Raw genomic sequence first — 15,968 nt, 5'->3', positions numbered from 1 at the left:
TCCCCGAAGCTACTGTGGGGGATATGACTAGCGTATTCACCAAAATCATCAACGGCGAACTGCCGGGCCGCTTTGTTTACCGAGACGACAAGGTCGTTGCATTTCTAACCATTGAGCCACTCAATTATGGCCACACGCTGGTGGTTCCTATCGAAGAAGTAGACAAATGGACCGACTTAGACCCAGCTACGTGGTCGCACCTTTCTGAAGTCGCCCAGAAGATCGGGCAAGCCATCATCGCGGCTTTTGACTGTGAACGCGCCGGCTTCATCATCGCCGGCTTCGATGTTCCGCATACTCACATCCACGTCTTCCCCACCAACCACATGAACGAGTACGATTTCAAACGCGCCCTGCACATGGACGAAACTGACCCAGAAAAGATGGACGATGCCGCCGAGAAGATCAAAGCTGCTCTGGCTGCCTCGTAGTGGCGTACTCCCAACCCCCATCGAATCAGACGATGTCCCCATCGCCGTATTGCATGGCACGCTCAGCTCCCCCGGCAACTTCCAACGCGCAGCGGAAGCACTACAAGCACGTGGCCGACGGGTCGTAGGCCTCGAATACGGCGATCGTGGCACCGCCGATCTAGGGCGGTGTGCCCGCGAAGTCAGCGATTTCCTCGCCGAGTTCGAGCGCGTCGACGTACTCGCGCACTCATTGGGCGGTTTCTTGGCTCTCAAGGCAGCGCACGGGGACGCCCAGAACAGCATTCGTCACTTGGTGGGCCTCGGGGCGGCATGGCGTGGCGTGCCCAGAACTCGGTACAAGCGAATCTTGGAATGGGTCGCAGGTCCAGCTTTGGGGCAGATCATGGGGAATTTTCCTGCCGTGTTGCCACCGCAGGCACGGGTGGTATCCATCGTCTCCGACGCAGATACCGTGGTGCCACGAACTTCCAGTGAACTCGGCGAAGTCATCCGAGTCCACGGTGTCCATCATGCCCACATCCCGAAACAAATTCCCGCGATTTTTAGCGCTCTTCAACTAACCGAGGCAGACACACCTTAAACACGGTGCCCTCCCCCAGCGTGGACTCCACCTCAACGGTGCCGTTATGGGCCTCGACGAGAGACTTAACAATCGCCAGCCCCAAACCCGAGCCACCAGTAGCACGAGACCGCGAGGAGTCAGAACGATAGAACCGCTCAAAGACGTGCTCGGCTACCTCTGGGCTCATGCCGATTCCATTGTCACGAACGTTGAGGCACACAACTTTTTCATCGCTCGTGATCTCAATCGCGGCATCCGCGCCACCATGCACTAGCGCATTGTTTGCCAAATTAAGCGCCACACGATGCAACTTCTGCGGATCTCCCCATACCAGCGGCTCGTCCACTGATTGGTTGAACACCGCCACTTTGCGGCCAGGATGAGCTGCCCGCATCGACGCGACAACACTCACGGAGAGTTCGAAGATATCCACCTTGCGCATCTCCATCGGCGAACCCTCCGCGCGTGTGAGCGAAAGCAGATCCTCCACCAGGTAGCTCATGCGGCTCGCTTCATCGGAGATTTTGGTGATCACCTTGTCCGCATCCGGCATGGCTCCAGAGCGGTACAGCTCGGTATACCCGCGGACGGAGGTCAAAGGGGTGCGCAGCTCATGCGAGGCATCACCGACAAAGCGGCGCATTTGCTGCTCCTGGGATTGCGCTTCTTCCACGGAGTTTTGGAGACGGCCGAGCATCGCGTTGAGCGCACGCGACAGTCGCCCCACTTCCGTGGTGGGAGGTAGCGGCGGGATACGTCGATCCAGGTCACCGCCTGCGATGGCAACTGCGGTCTTTTCCACATCGCGCAACGGTCTGAGCGCAGCGCGCACCACAAAGTAGGCAATGAGTGCGAGGATCACCAAGACCAGGACACCAATGGTGAGTTGGGTAAAGATGAGCTGCTCGATGATACGGTCTTCGCGGTTCAGATTCAGGGCTACTACCGTCGATACGCCGTCGCGGTAGGTCGCCATCACCCGCCAACGCGCCTCCCCCTCGGAATCGGCAGCAGGGCCGACGGTGACCGGACCCGAGTTCAAATGCACCGCGGATAGATCCGGGGCGCTTTCGGAATCATTAACAATGATGCGCGAGCCGTCTGAATACATCTTCTGGACGTAGAAGTCGCTCGGGGGCCGGGCGCTCGAGGGGTCTGGCCGCAGGAAATCGTTGCGCGCGGCCCAACCGTCGGAAGCCTTCTGCAGGTCCTGGTCGACGCGTCCGACAGTGAAATCTCGCATGATGCTGCTGACCACCACGGCGCTGGCGCTGAGACCACACCCGGAGATCACCACCACAATGAGTACGAGCCACGTTCGCAGCGAGATGTGGCGGGACAAGCGTTTCATTACTAAGGCTTAGGAAGCTTGGCGTGGTTTGCGCAGCACATAGCCGACGCCGCGAACAGTCTGGATCAGCGGCGTATCACCGGTATCGATCTTGCGACGCAAATAAGAAATGTAGGATTCCACCACATTGCCATCGCCACCGAAATCGTAGTGCCACACGTTGTCTAAAATCTTTGCCTTCGACAGCACCACTTCGGCGTTGAGCATGAGGTAACGCAACAAATTGAACTCGGTTGGCGAAAGCTCCACGATCTCGCCCGCCTTGGTCACTTCGTGAGTGTCATCGTTGAGAACGAGGTCTGCGTAGCTCAACACGGAGCTGGATTCGGCGTCTTCAGACACTACGGAACCCCGGCGCAGGATTACGCGCAGGCGGGTAATGACCTCTTCAAGGGAAAACGGCTTGGTGACGTAATCGTCCGCACCGATCGTCAGGCCATGGATGCGATTTTCTACCGCGTCCTTAGCTGTCAGGTACAGCACGGGGCCGTCGAAACCTTCCGCGCGTAGCTTTGACAGAAGCTCAAAGCCGTCGATGCCCGGCAGCATGACGTCGAGGATGAAGGCTTCCGGTTGAAATTCCCGTGCCACCCGGAGGGCATCGGTACCAGAGGTTGCCGATGCCACATCGAATCCTTGGAACTTCAGGCTAACCGTTAGCAGTTCAACAATATTTGGCTCGTCGTCGACGACGAGGACTTTCACGCTTGGCTCACTCATGACTGTTTCCTTTGTTTAGTGTCTAGCTTCCCAGTAAAGGCTATCGGCCTCGACACTGTCTGCACAGTCGCTGAACGTTTGCTGTGAGCATTTTCGCGCTGTCTAGCGCCACTCAACCGCGCTGAGGTCCACGCCTTCGAGCTCCGCCTGCTTCTCGACGATCCGAAGCAGGAATTCCTGTCGCCCCGCATAGGCCGCATGGAAGCGCTCGTCAGCGAGGAACATTCTGGCCAAGCAGACTTGCTTTTCTGCGGTGCACTCATACCATTGCGCAACCTGCGTGCGATGCCGATAGACCAGCTTCTTTGCTTCCGCAGTCCCCGGAGCAACGCCAGCATCTTCTGCTGCGGCCAGCGCGATTGCAAAGGACTCCATTTCCTCCTTTGCTTTCGCCCAGTCTCCTGCTGTCATGGCCTGTTGTTTTTCCTGGGATTGCTCCCATTCCGGGGTGTCTCCCCAACGAGCCTCGGCTTCTTCGGCGTACTCAGCCCACGAAGTGCCCATCGCCTGTATTTTCTCAGTCATGGTCAGATCCCTTTCTAGGATGGTGGTGACTGCGTCATGCATCTGACGCAGGCGAGCGAGCTGTTGTTTCAGGTGCTGCTGCTGGTTCCGAAGCCGCACGAGACTCGATTCTCCGCCGTTGACGATCTCTGCGATCTCCTTCAGCGGCATTCCCGTTTCCCGATACACCAGGATTTCAAGCGCTACGTCTAGGTCATCCTCGGTATACAACCGGTAATCACCCCAGCTACGAAAGCTCGGCTGCAGTAGGCCGATCTCGTCCCAGTGCCGCAGCGTTCGCTTAGAAATTCCCAGCAGCTGCGCTGCCTGTCCAATGGTCAATTCGCTCACAAGAGTCACCCTCCACCTTTCCGCTGCGTCAAGGTCAAATTCAGCCTACGTTTCCCGCCCCGCTGCAGCCCACCCGTGGCGGGGCTAAGGTTTTGCTATGCCTATCGACGCCACCGCGCACGCGGACTCTCAGCGCACCGACAAAGTCACTGTTCTGGCATGGTCCGCATGGGACTGGGGATCCGCGGCCTTTAACGCCGTCTTGTTGACCTTCGTGTTTTCCGTCTATCTGACGGATTCGGTGGGCAAGAACATCACTAACGCGACCGGTAAATTCAGTTTCGCAATGGCAGCTGCAGGTGTGGCCATCGCGCTCTTCGCTCCGATTCAGGGAAGAATGAGCGACATCAAAGGCACGCGTCGCCGCAGCGTGCGCGTGTGGACCTGTGTCACATTTCTGCTCATGACCAGCCTATTCTTCGTCCGCAACGATGCGAACCACTATTTTTGGATCGGTGTGGCCATCATGGCGATCGCCTCGCTGACTTTTCAGTTTGCGGAGGTCCCCTACTTCGCGATGCTGCGCCAGGTATCAGCTGCGGACAGCGTGGGAAGGGTCTCCGGTTTCGGCTGGGCTGCCGGCTATTTCGGCGGCATTGTGTTGCTTTTGATCTGCTACTTGGGGTTCATCGCTGGAGAAGGCGAGACTCGTGGTGCCCTCGGCATAGCTACTGCAGGTGGGCTCAATATCCGGCTGGTTGCAGTGCTGGCAGCCGTATGGTTCCTCACCTTCGGATTGCCGGTAATGTTTCGCGTACCTGAGATCCAGCCTGATCTTTCCACGGCGCCCGCGGGGTTGTTGGGCGCTTATCGGCAACTGTTCGCGGAGGTCAAGGAACTCTGGCATGCGGATCGACGCGCGGTCCGTTTTCTCATTGCCGCAGCCGTTTTCCGCGATGGCCTGGCGGGAGTGTTTACCTTCGGCGCGATCTTGGCGGTGAAGGTTTACGAAATCAGTCCCGGCGCGGTACTGCTCTTCGGGGTGGCCGCGAACGTGGTGAGCGCACTCGGCGCCTTGGCGGCGGGCTTTCTTGATGACGCAATTGGCCCCAAGCCGGTCATTTTGGTCTCACTCGCTTGTATGATCCTCGATGCCGTGATCCTGTACTTTGTGTCGGGTCCCCGAAATTTCTGGATCTTCGGACTTATCCTCTGCCTGTTTGTCGGCCCAGCCCAGTCTGCTGCGCGAACTTTTCTCTCCCGCGTTTCCCCGCTCGGCCGGGAGGGCCAAATGTTCGGACTGTATGCCACCACGGGACGGGCGGTTAGCTGGCTTGCGCCGGCAGCATTCGGCATTTTTGTCTCGCAAATGGGAACCGACCGCGCAGGAATCATCGGCATTGCCGTGATCCTGGCGGTCGGTTTTCTATTGCTCGTGCCGGTTAAGGCACCGCAGCAAAGTCCTAGACGTCGCGAGAAATAAGTTCCTCTAGTTCCAGTGGAGAAATCAGGTAAGGGGCAACCTCTAGCACGGTGAAGGCACCGGTCTGGCCCTGCTGTGCCAGTCGGTGCGCCGCTCGCCCATAGGCCACCATGACGCCGGCGGTGAAGTCTGGGTTCTTATCCAGCTTGAGGGTGTATTCGATCAGGTGCTTGGTCTCACCAATCTTGCCGGCGGTGACAACGTGTCCACCATGTGGCATGCCGGTGTGTTCTGCGTCGAAGGTGGCCTCATCAATGAAATTGACTTCAACTTCATAACCGACGAAGTAGTCCGGCATGGTGCGAATGGTGTTTTCGATGGCTGCGGTATCCGCACCCTCTTCGACAACAATCCAGCATTGACGCAGGTGAGCATTCTTACCGGTGATGTCTTCGCCTGCGCCGTTGCGAGCCTTTTCCAGTGCGTCATCTGCGGGGATGGTGTACTGGACGGCCTTCTTCACGCCGTCGATACGGCGCAGTGCGTCGGAGTGCCCCTGCGACAGGCCTGGGCCCCAGAAGGTGTGCTGATCATACTCAGGCACTACAGCGGAGGCGTAGGTGCGGTTGAGAGAGAACATGCCCGGATCCCAGCCGGTGGAGATGACGGCAACATGGCCAGATTCCTTGGCTGCGGCGTCCATCTCCGCGCGGTGGCGTGGGACTTCGTTGTGGTTATCGTAGGTGTCCACGGTGTTGTACAACTTTGCCAGGCTTGCTGCTTGCTCTGGCATATCGGTAGCGGAACCGAGACACATGTAGAGGACGTCGATGTCGGCGACATGCTTGTCCGCTTCCACTACTGGAATCACCTTCGCGTTGGTGTCCAAGTTCTCGCGGCGAGAGAACACGCCAACAAGGTCGATATCAGGCTGCGCAGCGATGACCTTTTCTACGCTCTTGCCCAGGTTTCCGTAGCCAATGATAGCGGCACGAATGTTGCTCATGTGTGTTCCTTTCCACGTTCGAGCCCTGCGTTTTAGAGTTCTCATCCTACCGAGCTTCCCGCAGGACACCGGATTAAATTCATGCCCCACCCACTCGGCCTTAAAAGTTCCTTAAGGCCGCGGAATATTCCTAATGTTGGAGGTTGCCAGTTGGTACATCCTTCCGACACCGCCACCAAACACAGTTCGGCTCGCTGCCTTGGAAAACCCAAGGATCTGCTCGAAAGTGATGTTCGGCGGGATGGACAAGGCATTCGGGTCCGTGACAACATCAACCAGCACCGGCCCGTCATGGTTCAGAGCCTTCTCCAAGGTTTCTCGCAGCTGACCCGGATCTTCCACACGGAAGGAAGTGATCCCAGCGGCTTGAGCGATAGCCGCATAGTTCACTGCCGAATGGTCGGTTTCAAACTCTGGGTAGCCCTGCACCAACATCTCGAGTTTCACCATGCCCAGCGAAGAATTATTAAAGGCAATGATCTTCACCGGCAACTGATGCAAACTAACAGTGAGCAGCTCCCCGAGGAGCATCCCGAGGCCGCCATCGCCCGACATGGAAATCACCTGACGTTTCGGATCCGCCGCTTGCGCGCCGATAGCCTGCGGCAAGGCATTTGCCATCGTGCCATGACGGAAAGAACCCAGCAGTTCGCGCTGGCCAGAGAAGTTGTTGATATAGCGCGCAGCCCACACATTGCACATGCCGGTATCCACGGTAAACACAGCATCATCAGCCGCGATCTCGTCCAAAACATCAGCCACCAGCTCGGGGTGAATCGGGGTGAGCGTTTGGTTCTTGGCGGTGTAGGCTTCCACCACTTTCTCCAATTTGCGGTGATGCTCATGCAGCATGGAATCGAGGAACTTTCTCTCCTGCTTTTCCGCTACATGCGGGAGAATATTCTCGATCGTCGCCGCGACATCACCCACTACCGGATACTTCACAGTGGTGCGCCGGCCAATCGCGGCGGCATTGATATCCACCTGAGCGACATTGTCCTTTGGCAAGAACTCGGAGTAAGGAAAGTCAGTGCCGAGCAAAATCAGCAGGTCAGCATCATTCGTGGCGTCATGGCAGGCACCATAGCCAAGCAAGCCTGACATACCAACATCAAAAGGGTTGTCGTGCTGGATGTACATCTTCCCGCCCAAAGCATGCCCGACCGGGGATTTGATCTTCTCAGCCAGGGCAAGCACCTGATCACGGGCGTCCTTACATCCCGCGCCACAAAACAGTGCCACCGTGTCTGCTTTATTGATGGCGTCGACAAGCGCGGCCGCCTGAGTGGGGTGCGGATAGCTCACCGGCTTATCGACGGCAATTGCCGAGTCCAAATACGTAGCATCGCCCGCATCCTCCATCGAGATGTTGCCAGGCAACACGAGAACCGAGACTCCGTTTCCGCCCATGGTCGACTGCACCGCATGATGCAAAATGCGCGCACCCTGGCTCGGAGAATTCACCATTTCGCAGTAGCCGGAACACTCGGCGAACACCTGCTCGGGATGGGTTTCTTGGAAGAAATGCGAGCCAATCTGCGGACTCGGAATGTGGCTGGCGAGGGCAAGCACCTTGGCACCGTTACGGTGCGCATCATATAGCCCCTGAATCAGGTGGGTATTGCCGGGGCCGCAGGAGGCGGCGCACACCGCCAGTTTGCCGGTCACCAAGGATTCTGCGCCGGCAGCAAAGGCTGCTGCCTCCTCATTGCGCACATGCACCCACTCAATCGAAGAGTTGCGGACCGCATCCGAAATCGGATTCAGGCTATCGCCAACCAACCCGAATATTCTTTCCACGCCGTAGCCTTCTAGCGCTTCGACGATCTGTTCTGCAAAAGTCTTAGCCAATTCACTCATCTCCTGTTAGCACTAGTTGTGCCCACCAGTGTGATAGCTCGCAGAACACTTCGCCACAGCGCAAGCACTAAAAATGAAGAATTAGCTACCCTTGAGCTGCAGCAACACCTTTGATCATTCGTTATTTCTCTCGCCTCAAAACACATCAAGGCCCGGATAATGATGTCACTTCATAGAATCGAGGTTTGGCTACGCTACCCGCTACGGTTTTGAGGCGCGTCCGAGCATCTCTTCGCTGACTCCGAATCTAGGCGGACGGCGACCGGGCTAGCGAGGCCTGGAGAAATTCGAGCGCCACAGCCTGTCCTGACCTGCTAATACAAAATGCAGGCCGAGAGAAAAGCTCCCTGCCTGCATCAGTTGAGCTGGAGACGAGACTTGAACTCGCAACCTACGCATTACAAGTGCGTTGCGCTACCGATTGCGCCACTCCAGCACGTGTCTTTGGACACGAAAAGTCATGCTACCCGAAAGCTGATTTCTAATCCAAGAAAGAGAGATGCAGCCCCACTCTCAAATCGGTAATGTTCGTTGTCTGACTGCTAACTGACTGGAAAGGGTGAGCGGGATGCTGGAGAAGTGGTTAGGCAGAGGCCGAATCGCCACCATTGACGCGGCGAAAGCCGCACCCCCACCTTCGCCTCTCGCACCGATTGATCTCACAGATCCTGGTCAAGTTGCGGGCGTCATGCATATTGCCGCCCGCGTCGGCGACATCTTGTTGTCTTCCGGCACTGGCAATAACGACACCAAGGCCCAGATCAGGGCAGTGACTTCTGCGTACGGTCTGCACTACGCCCACGTGGACATCACGATGAACACCATCACTTTGTTCACACACATGGGCACCTATAAGACCCCCGTGAGCGTGTTTCGGGTGGCCAACCGCTTGGGCACGAACTTCGGTCAGCTTTCGGAAGTAGACCGTCTCATTCGTTCTATCCAAGCTGGCGCTACCTCCCCTGATGTTGCCGAAACAATCCTTGATGACATCATCGCCAAGAAGCCCAGCGCCCAGTTCGCTCGCTTCCTCTTTGGATGGTCAATTATGGCCGCTGCAGTTGCGGTGCTACTTGGGGGTGGTTTCCTCGTCGCCGCTATCTCTTCTCTCAGTGCAGCTGTGATCATGGCTGGCACGTGGTGGATGGATACAAAACTGGTGCCACCGTTCTTCCAAAATATCTATGGCGGTTTTGTGGCCACTTTGCCGGCCGCCGGAGCCTACGTCTGGGCAAGCCAGCATGGCGTCGAGCTGACCCCAAGTCAGATCATTGCTTCCGGACTGGTGGTCTTGCTGGCAGGTTTAACCTTGGTGCAGGCCATTCAGGACGGCATTACTGGTGCTCCCGTGACAGCGAGTGCGCGCTTTTTTGAAACAATGTTGATGACCGGCGCCATTGTCGCTGGGGTGGCCATCGGCATCCAGGTCTCAGCAGCGCTAGGAATCAGCCTGCCCCCGATTCAGACCCTGCCAGCCCCCAACTTCGCTTCTGATACTGCAAAGGTGTTCTCAGGTGCAATTGCGTCCGCCGCCTTTGCAGTGGCTTGCTACGTGGAATGGAAGACCATGTGGATCGCCGGGCTCACCGCTTTGGCGGGCTCAGGGGTGTATTACTTGGTGCTCATTCCCTACGGTGTGGGGCCGGTGGTTGGTATCGGCATATCGGCAACCATCATCGGCTTAGCCGGTGGCCTGTTGGCCCGCCGCTATTTGATCCCGCCACTGATCGTTTCAGTATCCGGCATTACCCCACTGTTGCCTGGTCTTTCCATCTATCGCGGTATGTACGCGATTTTGAATGAGCAGCTCCTAGTGGGCTTTGCCAACATGGCGCTGGCGTTGGCCATCGCCACCTCGTTGGGTGCAGGCGTGGTCCTGGGTGAGTGGATTGCCCGCAAACTGCGTCGACCGCCAAAGTTCAACCCATACCGTTCCTTCATCAGTCGTCGTCGCTTCTTCCACAAGGCTGCACCACCCGCGAAATAGGTCGTGGCGTAAGATGGTGTACCTACGTGTCCAGTCTGCTTTAACTCCCAGGAGGATCCTTGCCACCCAAGGTCACCGACACCCGTGCCGCAGCCAACGAGTCTATGCTCGCCCTCGAAGAGGAAACTGCAGTAGCTGCCCGTCGAATCGTTGCCACGTATTCGACCGACTTTCTGGATGCTGTCACCCTTTCCTGCATGTTGGGTGTTGAGCCGGAAGGCCTAATCCATCGCAAGGTCGCCGCCGAGTTCGAGGATGCTGCGCCGAAGAAAGCCGCCAAGCGCACCCGCAAGAAGGCCGCTACTAAGGCAACAAAGAAGACTACTAAAAAGGCAGCCACCAAGGCGACCAAAAAGACCACTAAGAAAGCAACCAAGAAGACTACAAAGAAGGCGTAGCTTGAGGAACCATGAGTGGGAATAGCTTCGTTGTCGTAGCCAACCGCCTCCCAGTTGACCTGGATGCTGCGGGAAACTGGCAGCCAAGCCCCGGGGGCCTCGTCACTGCCCTAAGCCCAGTGTTGAAGAAGCACCAAGGATGCTGGGTCGGTTGGCCTGGTGTGCCCGATGAAGCCCCGCGGCCCTTTCGCACCGAGGACGGCATTCTGCTGCATCCAGTCCCACTCACTGCGGCTGACTACGAACAATTCTATGAGGGGTTTTCCAACGCCACGCTGTGGCCGCTGTATCACGATCTCATCGTCCCCCCGGTCTTTCACCGGGCTTGGTGGGAAACTTACCGCGAGGTAAACCTCAAGTTTGCTCAGGCGGTCTCCTCTGTAGCAGATCAAAATGCCACCGTGTGGGTACAGGATTATCAGCTGCAGCTGGTCCCCGGAATCCTGCGCCAGATTCGCCCCGATCTGAAGGTCGGTTTCTTCCTCCACATTCCTTTCCCGGGAGCGGAGCTTTTCCGGCAGTTGCCGTGGCGGGAAGAGCTTATGCGCGGGCTGCTAGGCGCGGATCTCATTGGGTTCCACAGCGTAGAAAATGCAAAGAACTTCCTCTCCCTCGCGCAGCAGGTATCCGGCGCGGCTGGTTCTCATATTGGCCAGCCTGATGTTCTGGAGACGTCTGGAACGCCGTCGATACGCACCGTCACTGCAACGGTGACGGCACCTGACGGGCGCTCGGTAGGTGTGGCTGCCTACCCCATCTCGATCGACTCGCAGGGGGTGGCTGAGCTTGCCAAGTCGCCCTCAGACTTGCGGGAAAAGTTGGGCGATCGCACCTTGATCTTGGGCGTGGATCGCCTGGACTACACCAAGGGCATTTTGCAGCGCTTGCTCGCCTTCGAAGAGCTACTTGCTAGCGGCGCTATCGAGCCGCACGAAGTGGTGTTTGTCCAAATCGCTACGCCATCTCGTGAGCGCATCGAGCATTACCAAAAGACGCGCACCGAGGTCGAAGCCGCAGTCGGGCGGATCAACGGCCTCTACGGCGAAGTGGGCGCGCCCGTGGTTCATTATGTGCATCGAAGCGTATCCAAAGACATCCTCATGGGTTACTACGCTGCCGCAGACATCATGCTGGTCACACCGTTTAAGGACGGTATGAATTTGGTGGCCAAGGAGTTTGTGGCTTGCCATGAAGACGATGGTGCCCTGGTACTGAGCGAGTTCGCAGGGGCGGCCATCGAACTCGGCGATGCTTATCTCACCAATCCGCATGACATTGAGTCCATTAAGCGCCAACTACTGGCCGCCTATACCGATCTGAAGCACAACCCGGAGGAATGCGAAGCACGCATGCGACGTCTGCACGCACAGGTGATGGAGCACGATGTGGATCTGTGGGCCCAGAGTTTCCTGAACTCGCTGGAGGTGCATCGATGAAAAAACGGCTATGCGCTCTACTTGGGGTTGTGGCCTTGCTGCCTACTGCGTGTGCCAACGAAGCATCGTTTAGGGACACCACGTGGCAGATCGTCAACGTGTATTCCAATCCGAATATGCCGTCTGAGCTACCTGGACAAGCAAAGATGGCCTTCGGTTCCTCTACGGTTACTGGATACACCGGCTGCGGTTCATTCCAAGGACGGGTTCACTTTGAGCCTTCCGCTGAAGAGCCAGAGAAGATGACCTTTAGGGACATGAATTTCCAGGATGTTACCTGTGACGGGACGCAGCGCTACTTCCATGATGAGCTGGTGACGCTACTCGACGGCGAGTTCGAGGCCAAGCGGGAGAAGGATAATTTGCTGCTTTCCAAGCCGGGTGACGTGGATCGCCAAGGGGTGCGTCTGCTGGTCTCGCGCTAGATTGGTGTGTATGGATTTCGCCTCGCCTCAAGACATCACCACTGCCCTCTCTCGAGTTGCTTCGGCCCCGCGGTTGCTAGTGGTCTCAGATTTCGATGGCACCTTGGCTGGCTTCGCCCCAGATGCCTACCGAGTCCCCGTCAATCGACGCTCAATCACCGCGCTCCAACAGCTAGGGGCTCTGCCAGCAACCACATCCGTCATCTTGTCTGGTCGTCACCGCGAAGGACTAGAAAACGTCGCTGGCGATACGAGGGGAATCACGCTGGTAGGCAGCCATGGTGCGGACGGTATCGTCCTCACCCCGGAGCAGCAAAAACGCCTCGATGATTTCACGCTTGAACTTGCCGCGATTGTCGACGGCGTGCCGGGGGCCTTCGTAGAGCACAAACCCTTCCACCGCGTACTGCACTATCGCGCTGTTGACCAGGCCTCCCAGGGGCCACTGGTGGCGGCGGCACGGGCCTGTGCCTTCGAGGGGATTCACCACACCCCAGGTAAGTGCATTGAAGAGTTTTCTGTCTTAGAAGTGACGAAGGGTACCTGGATCGCGCAGGCTCGCAAGGACTTCGAAGCCGATGCCGTGGTGTTCCTCGGCGATGATGTCACCGACGAAAACGGCATGCGCGCCCTCGAGCCAAGCGATCTCGGGGTCCGGGTGGGAGACGGGGAGACGCAGGCTCATATTCGTGTGCCCGATCTCCAAGCGGTAGAGGAGCTATTAACCGAGCTGCATCAGATGCGGGCGACGGTGCTACCAGCGTAGAAGCTGGTGGGCAGGATCGTGCGTGGCGGCTCGATTGGGGTGTCGCTGATGTGGGCGTCGATAAGCAGCGACAACATCTGCCGCGCGGTTGCCCCCTTGAGTTTGTTCGGCTGAACAACTGTCGTGAGGTTCCGAGCCTGTGCGGTAGCGATGCCGTCAAAACCGGTGACGGACATTCCGGGCTGGTAATCCATCACGCCGAGCGCCATAGAATCGGTGGTACACAGTACTGCGGTGATATCTGGATTGGACTCGATCAGTTCGCGCGCGGCATCGATATTGTTTTCGCGGTCATTGATGTGCCGCTCCACGATAGGGACCGAACGCGGGTCAATCCCGGCCTCTGCGAACACTGCCAGCGCCCCTTGCACACGGGAACGCTGCACATGCAAGCTTGCAGCTGTCAATCGCTCTGGCGAGACTGGACCATCGTTTCGCTCCCTATCCAGGCGAATGCACAAAATACCGATCTTCCGATGCCCAGCCTCGAGCAAAGCGGTGGCCGCGGGTCTGATAGCGAGAAAGTCATCGATGCCGACGAAGGGGAGATCAGTGTGTGTCGGCTGGTCTACCACCACTACCGGCACGCGGCGGGCGACAGCCGCTGCCAGATAGGGGTCTCCGGCCGAAACAGAGTACACCACGAAACCATCGACCACGGTTTGCCCAACCAGTGCCTGCGGGTTGATGTCCTCACTAGGGCCAGCAGGAATGAGTGTTACTGAAGTATGCGCCCCCGAGGAGGCTTCAGCCATTCCCGCCAAGAAGTCAACCGACGCTAGGTCTTCAAAGGCATAAGACAGGTGGTCAGTAAATAACACACCGATATTTCCAGTACGCCGAGTCCGCAGCGAACGCGCCGTTGGGTCTGGACCGGGGTAACCTAGACGATCAGCAGTGGACATGATGCGGTCCCGCAGCTCTGGTGAGAGCTGGTCGGGCCTATTGTAAGCGTTAGAGACGGTTGTCCGAGACACCCCTAGTTCGGCCGCTAAGGAGGCGAGCGTCCCACGGCCATTTGTGCGTTTCGCCATGTCAGCAGCTTATCACTTCATCTTCCCCACCCACCCCCGTGCATTTGACAAACTTATTCAATAAGGGTTTCCTGAGTTATATGAAAATTGATTTCACTAGCAATCGTCGCCCCATCTCCCTAACGTTCGCTTTCCTCGTAGGATGCGCAGGCTTAACCTCCTGCTCCAACGCAGGACCAGCGGAAACCGACGCTAAAGTCAACATCGTCGCCTCGACACAGATCTGGGCCGACGTCGTCGATAGCATCACGGACGATGAGCGCGTTGAGATCACAGCAATCGTCACTGGCAACGATGCCGACCCACACTCCTTCGAACCCTCTGCCATGGACATGGCCCGCGCCGAGAAAGCCGATCTCATCATCGCAGGTGGCGGCGGCTATGACTCCTGGCTCTACCAGTCGGTTGACCAAGACAAAGTCATCCACGCGTTAGAGCTCACCGAGGGCCATAACCATGCCCATGAGGCCGAGGATCCCCATGCCGAACACGATCATGCCGGGCATGATCATGCAGGCGGCGCGGCCGGTGCGGAAGAAAACGAACACGTCTGGTACAACCCGGGAGCGCTATCCCAGGTTGCAACCGATACTGCTGATGCCATCAGAAAAATCGACCCCCAGATCCAGGTAGATGCCGCGCGCGCCGAACAGACGATCGCAGCATTAGATCAGCGCATCCATGCACTCCCCCAGGCCCGCATCGCCCAAACCCACCCAATCGCCGATCACATCATCGCGCACTCACATATGAAGGATGTGACCCCTGCCGGATATCGGGCCACTACCCTAAGCGAATCTGAGCCAACTGCCGCAGATCTCAACGAATTGCTCCAACTCATCGACGCGGGCGAAGTGGAACTGTTGATAGATTCCCCGCAGACTCAAACGCCTTACTCGACCCGGATTCGCGAGGCGGCCGAAGCCAAGCACATCCCTATCATCGATGTCGCGGAAACCCCCGCCACTGGCATCAACTTCTTCGACTTCTTCGACCGCACGCTGCAAAGCTTTGAATCAGCAGCCAGCAATATCGGACATGACCACTAATTAGGATATTCTCAAAACGTGCTCTTGAAATTTACTGAAGCCGCGGTGGATCCGCTCTGGGAAAACCTCAACCTCGAGGTCGGCCCCGGCGAATTCATCGCGGTTCTAGGTCCCAATGGTGCCGGAAAATCCACCATGCTCCACACAATTCTGGGGACCCGCGAGCTCAGCCGCGGCAGCGTTGCGGCCACGTCCAAGATCGGTTTCATCCCGCAACAACGCATGTTCCCAATGGACCTGCCGCTGCGCGCCAAGGACTTAGTTTCTCTGTCGCTAGCCCACGGGGTGTTCGCCGGGCGACGGCCGTCGAAAAGCACTGTGCTCGACCTGCTCCACCAAGTTGGCGCCGCGGAGCTGGCTGACCGGCGTGTCGGCAAGCTCTCCGGCGGTCAGCAGCAACTCGTGCGTCAAGCCCAGGCCTATGCCCGCGACCCGGAACTCTTGCTATGCGACGAGCCGCTGCTCTCCCTGGATCCCGGAGTCCAACAGCGCACCGTCGCGCAACTCGACGCCCGTCGCCGCACACACGGCACCTCCGTCGTCTTTGTCACCCATGGCATCAACCCCATCCTGAACGTGGTGGATCGCGTCCTCTACATCGGCCCCTACGGTCACACGCTCGGCGATGTCAGCGAGGTCATGCGCTCCGAAGTCCTGTCCGAGTTGTACCGCACCCACATCGATGTGGTGCATGTCAACGGCCGAATGATTGTGGTGTAATC

16 protein-coding genes and 1 tRNA gene are annotated in these 15,968 nt (G+C 57.8%); 10 read left to right on the top strand and 7 right to left on the bottom strand.

The features are described from left to right. Positions 1-23: 23 nt before the first annotated feature. Together WG915_RS10450 and WG915_RS10445 are read left to right on the top strand one after the other, a co-directional pair. A complete protein-coding gene (locus tag WG915_RS10450) occupies positions 24-431 on the top strand; it encodes an HIT family protein (RefSeq protein WP_339565325.1) in 408 nt (135 codons plus the stop codon). Beyond that, positions 391-1,014: an esterase/lipase family protein gene (locus WG915_RS10445; protein ID WP_339565324.1), complete on the top strand. Its 624-nt coding sequence runs from the start codon at positions 391-393 to the stop codon at positions 1,012-1,014. The genes WG915_RS10450 and WG915_RS10445 overlap by 41 nt, the downstream gene beginning before the upstream one ends. On the opposite strand, the gene WG915_RS10440 is transcribed toward WG915_RS10445, so the two are convergent. The 3 genes from WG915_RS10440 to WG915_RS10430 all read right to left on the bottom strand — a co-directional run bounded on the left by WG915_RS10440 (position 977) and on the right by WG915_RS10430 (position 3,922). Further along, a complete protein-coding gene (locus WG915_RS10440; RefSeq protein ID WP_339565323.1) occupies positions 977-2,347 on the bottom strand; it encodes a sensor histidine kinase in 1,371 nt (456 codons plus the stop codon). The genes WG915_RS10445 and WG915_RS10440 overlap by 38 nt on opposite strands. A gap of 9 nt (positions 2,348-2,356) precedes the next feature. Further along, positions 2,357-3,067, bottom strand: a complete 711-nt coding sequence (locus tag WG915_RS10435) for a response regulator transcription factor (protein ID WP_339565322.1) — start codon at positions 3,065-3,067, stop codon at positions 2,357-2,359. Between the two features lie 102 nt (positions 3,068-3,169). Continuing rightward, entirely contained in the window at positions 3,170-3,922 is a 753-nt protein-coding gene (locus WG915_RS10430) for a MerR family transcriptional regulator (RefSeq protein ID WP_339565321.1), read from the bottom strand. Between the two features lie 97 nt (positions 3,923-4,019). On the opposite strand from WG915_RS10430, the gene WG915_RS10425 reads away from it, so the two are divergent. Beyond that, positions 4,020-5,345, top strand: a complete 1,326-nt coding sequence (locus tag WG915_RS10425) for an MFS transporter (protein WP_339565320.1) — start codon at positions 4,020-4,022, stop codon at positions 5,343-5,345. Here WG915_RS10425 and WG915_RS10420 read toward each other — a convergent pair. The 3 genes from WG915_RS10420 to WG915_RS10410 form a co-directional block, all read right to left on the bottom strand. Then, complete coding sequence (locus tag WG915_RS10420; RefSeq protein WP_339565319.1) at positions 5,326-6,291, bottom strand: diaminopimelate dehydrogenase; 966 nt, start codon at positions 6,289-6,291, stop codon at positions 5,326-5,328. The two genes, WG915_RS10425 and WG915_RS10420, sit on opposite strands and share 20 nt — an antisense overlap. Positions 6,292-6,402: 111 nt before the next feature. After that, positions 6,403-8,142: a pyruvate dehydrogenase gene (locus WG915_RS10415; RefSeq protein WP_339565369.1), complete on the bottom strand. Its 1,740-nt coding sequence runs from the start codon at positions 8,140-8,142 to the stop codon at positions 6,403-6,405. A 372-nt stretch (positions 8,143-8,514) separates the two neighbouring features. Further along, positions 8,515-8,587, bottom strand: a tRNA-Thr gene (locus tag WG915_RS10410). A 132-nt stretch (positions 8,588-8,719) separates the two neighbouring features. Between WG915_RS10410 and thrE the strand changes: the two genes are divergently transcribed. The 5 genes from thrE to otsB are packed head-to-tail and all read left to right on the top strand — an operon-like array spanning position 8,720 to position 13,163. Further along, positions 8,720-10,138, top strand: a complete 1,419-nt coding sequence (gene thrE / locus WG915_RS10405; RefSeq protein WP_339565318.1) for a threonine/serine exporter ThrE — start codon at positions 8,720-8,722, stop codon at positions 10,136-10,138. A 59-nt stretch (positions 10,139-10,197) separates the two neighbouring features. Then, on the top strand, positions 10,198-10,536 hold the full coding sequence (locus WG915_RS10400; protein ID WP_339565317.1) for a hypothetical protein: 339 nt from the start codon (positions 10,198-10,200) through the stop codon (positions 10,534-10,536). 11 nt (positions 10,537-10,547) lie between these two features. Then, positions 10,548-11,972: an alpha,alpha-trehalose-phosphate synthase (UDP-forming) gene (locus WG915_RS10395; RefSeq protein ID WP_339565316.1), complete on the top strand. Its 1,425-nt coding sequence runs from the start codon at positions 10,548-10,550 to the stop codon at positions 11,970-11,972. After that, positions 11,969-12,397: an META domain-containing protein gene (locus WG915_RS10390; protein WP_339565315.1), complete on the top strand. Its 429-nt coding sequence runs from the start codon at positions 11,969-11,971 to the stop codon at positions 12,395-12,397. The genes WG915_RS10395 and WG915_RS10390 overlap by 4 nt, the downstream gene beginning before the upstream one ends. Before the next feature lie 10 nt (positions 12,398-12,407). Continuing rightward, a complete protein-coding gene (gene otsB / locus WG915_RS10385; RefSeq protein ID WP_339565314.1) occupies positions 12,408-13,163 on the top strand; it encodes a trehalose-phosphatase in 756 nt (251 codons plus the stop codon). On the opposite strand, the gene WG915_RS10380 is transcribed toward otsB, so the two are convergent. Next, positions 13,133-14,197: a LacI family DNA-binding transcriptional regulator gene (locus tag WG915_RS10380; RefSeq protein WP_339565313.1), complete on the bottom strand. Its 1,065-nt coding sequence runs from the start codon at positions 14,195-14,197 to the stop codon at positions 13,133-13,135. The two genes, otsB and WG915_RS10380, sit on opposite strands and share 31 nt — an antisense overlap. Before the next feature lie 80 nt (positions 14,198-14,277). On the opposite strand from WG915_RS10380, the gene WG915_RS10375 reads away from it, so the two are divergent. Both WG915_RS10375 and WG915_RS10370 read left to right on the top strand, forming a co-directional pair. Continuing rightward, the gene (locus WG915_RS10375; RefSeq protein ID WP_339565312.1) at positions 14,278-15,246 is read left to right on the top strand and encodes a metal ABC transporter solute-binding protein, Zn/Mn family; all 969 of its coding nucleotides are present in this window, start codon (positions 14,278-14,280) and stop codon (positions 15,244-15,246) included. A gap of 18 nt (positions 15,247-15,264) precedes the next feature. Continuing rightward, positions 15,265-15,966 carry a metal ABC transporter ATP-binding protein gene (locus tag WG915_RS10370; protein WP_339565311.1) on the top strand — a complete coding sequence of 234 codons (702 nt, stop codon included), beginning with the start codon at positions 15,265-15,267 and terminating at the stop codon, positions 15,964-15,966. Positions 15,967-15,968 lie beyond the last annotated feature (2 nt).

Origin of the sequence: Corynebacterium sp. H128 (assembly GCF_037482625.1) — a bacterium.
Classification (GTDB): Bacteria; Actinomycetota; Actinomycetes; order Mycobacteriales; family Mycobacteriaceae; genus Corynebacterium.
This window is presented reverse-complemented; position numbering and strand designations above follow the sequence as displayed.

Excerpts from the sequence above, each read along its gene's own strand:
- WG915_RS10450 (WP_339565325.1), top strand. The coding sequence starts at position 24 with ATGACTAGCGTATTCACCAAAATCATCAACGGCGAACTGCCGGGCCGC.
- WG915_RS10445 (WP_339565324.1), top strand. The coding sequence starts at position 391 with ATGCCGCCGAGAAGATCAAAGCTGCTCTGGCTGCCTCGTAGTGGCGTA.
- WG915_RS10440 (WP_339565323.1), bottom strand. The coding sequence starts at position 2,347 with ATGAAACGCTTGTCCCGCCACATCTCGCTGCGAACGTGGCTCGTACTC.
- WG915_RS10435 (WP_339565322.1), bottom strand. The coding sequence starts at position 3,067 with ATGAGTGAGCCAAGCGTGAAAGTCCTCGTCGTCGACGACGAGCCAAAT.
- WG915_RS10425 (WP_339565320.1), top strand. The coding sequence starts at position 4,020 with ATGCCTATCGACGCCACCGCGCACGCGGACTCTCAGCGCACCGACAAA.
- WG915_RS10420 (WP_339565319.1), bottom strand. The coding sequence starts at position 6,291 with ATGAGCAACATTCGTGCCGCTATCATTGGCTACGGAAACCTGGGCAAG.
- thrE (WP_339565318.1), top strand. The coding sequence starts at position 8,720 with ATGCTGGAGAAGTGGTTAGGCAGAGGCCGAATCGCCACCATTGACGCG.
- WG915_RS10395 (WP_339565316.1), top strand. The coding sequence starts at position 10,548 with ATGAGTGGGAATAGCTTCGTTGTCGTAGCCAACCGCCTCCCAGTTGAC.
- WG915_RS10390 (WP_339565315.1), top strand. The coding sequence starts at position 11,969 with ATGAAAAAACGGCTATGCGCTCTACTTGGGGTTGTGGCCTTGCTGCCT.
- otsB (WP_339565314.1), top strand. The coding sequence starts at position 12,408 with ATGGATTTCGCCTCGCCTCAAGACATCACCACTGCCCTCTCTCGAGTT.
- WG915_RS10380 (WP_339565313.1), bottom strand. The coding sequence starts at position 14,197 with ATGGCGAAACGCACAAATGGCCGTGGGACGCTCGCCTCCTTAGCGGCC.
- WG915_RS10375 (WP_339565312.1), top strand. The coding sequence starts at position 14,278 with ATGAAAATTGATTTCACTAGCAATCGTCGCCCCATCTCCCTAACGTTC.